The organism is Monashia sp. HAY1-5C (genome assembly GCF_056755255.1).
In genome coordinates this window covers 1-237 of sequence record NZ_JBPGXG010000748.1, presented here as the reverse complement: position 1 = coordinate 237, position 237 = coordinate 1, and the positions used below count along the sequence as shown (strand labels likewise).

Genomic DNA, 237 nt, shown 5'->3' with positions numbered 1-237 from the left:
CCGAGATCTACACTCTCTCCGTCGTCGGCAGCGTCAGATGTGTATAAGAGACAGTCGCTGAACTGGGGGTCGATCGCGAACCGGTTGCCCCACGTGGCCGCGAGCCACCCGCCGAGCGGCGCCGGGGTGCTCGGGCTCGCCGTCGCAGCCCTGTCTCTTATACACATCTCCGAGCCCACGAGACGGAGCTACATCTAGGATGCCGTCTTCTGCTTGGCGGAAGGGGGGGGGGGGGGG

Annotated in this window: 1 protein-coding gene; it reads left to right on the top strand. The window is 66.2% G+C overall.

Translation table 11 applies throughout. The annotated features are described in order from the left end of the window. Nucleotides 1–39 precede the first annotated feature (39 nt). Nucleotides 40–198, top strand: coding sequence for a hypothetical protein (locus ACR9ZK_RS23410; protein ID WP_481344305.1), 159 nt, complete (start codon nt 40–42; stop codon nt 196–198). Nucleotides 199–237: the final 39 nt, after the last annotated feature.